At 63.7% G+C, this 1,440-nt stretch carries 1 pseudogene; it reads right to left on the reverse strand.

The annotated features are described in order from the left end of the window. Positions 1–1,348, reverse strand: a pseudogene (locus AC3WS4_RS25235) (IS701 family transposase); the annotation flags it as partial. Positions 1,349–1,440 lie beyond the last annotated feature (92 nt).

Raw genomic sequence — 1,440 nt, forward strand, 5'->3', positions numbered from 1 at the left:
CTAGCACTACTTTGGCAGAAGTTTGATTGTCTCTTCACGGAGGCGGTGACCGCATTGGGGGCAACAGGCAGGCGGCGGCCTGGATAGGTGATCAAGGATGGCCTGCCGGACTGCGGGCAGACTGGGTTGCGGCGGTGGTCCTGCGATTCTTTTTTTTCCGTCCCGCCTGAGCGAGGCGGCGGGATTGCAGGTAGGCATATGCGATCATCGTCATGAGGGCATGGCGATGAAGACCTGTCCATGATCGCCCTTCAAAATGGTCGAGACCGAGTTCTTCCTTGAGTTGCTGATGGGCCTGCTCGCAGATCCAGCGCGCCTTGATGGCGCCGGCGATATCCCGGATCGGCGTATCTGCGGGCAGGTTCGAGAGATAATATTTGCGCTCGCCGCTGGAGCGATGCTCGCCGACCAGCCATGCTTCTTCCCCGGGCATGTGCTGCGCGCCCGAGGCGCCGATGCGTTGCGGCGGGCCGTCGGCGATGCGGACGCGCATGACGGCAAAGCGCGCGCTCAGGCGTCCCTTCGTTCCCCGACGCCAACTGATCTGTCGCCATTTTGCGTCGTCGAGCACGGCGTGGGCGGCGCGCGATGCGGTGTCCGGAACGTGGTGCTGACGGGGACGCCCGCGTCCCGCCACGGGGAAGATCAGTTGCACATCAGCGGGATAAACCTTCTGGTGCCGTGGGATGCCGACCGCCCAGTGCAAGCCTCTTGTGCTCAGCCCCTGGCGGAAAGAAGCCGAGAGGCCGTATCCGGCATCCGCGAGCACACAGCCAAAGCGCACCCCGGCGGCAATGACCCGGTCGATTTCCTCGATAGCGATCGCCGGCTTGGTGCGATACGGGCGGAAGGGCTCGGGCACGCCCGCCTTGACCATGCGCGCCTCGTCGCTCGTCCAGCTTTCCGGCAGGAACAGCCGCAAGCCCAGCATGATCGGCACCTCTCGCGACGCCAGCGTCACCGATACGAGCGTCTGGCAGTTCGCATTCTTGCCCAGCGCTGATGCATATTGCGGCGCCACTCCCACCGACGCCGTCCCTTTCTTCGGCAACGCGGTGTCGTCGATGATCAGCCATGCCTTGTCGCCGCCGACCAGCGCATCGGCCTGTTCCCACAGGGTCGCCTCAAGCGGACCGCTGTCCCAAAGGCCCGCACCGATGAAGTGATGCAGGCGATCATAGCCGACTTCGCCCGTCCGCGCCGCCATCGGCTGGATGCTCTTGCGATCCCCCGGACCGATCAGGCCCGCGACATAGGCCGGGCACATCCGTTGCCGAGCCTTGTGGCCAAGGCCCTCCAGATAGGGCGCCAGCCAACGCTCCAGATCAACACGCCAATCACCATCCATCGCCGACATCCTTCCAACGTCGGCTCCCTATGAATCACCCATCAACCAAAATGGGAATCCCCAAAATCAAACTTCTGCCAAAGTAGTGCTAG

It is taken from the genome of Sphingopyxis sp. EU05-FHT14B03, from assembly GCF_058790875.1.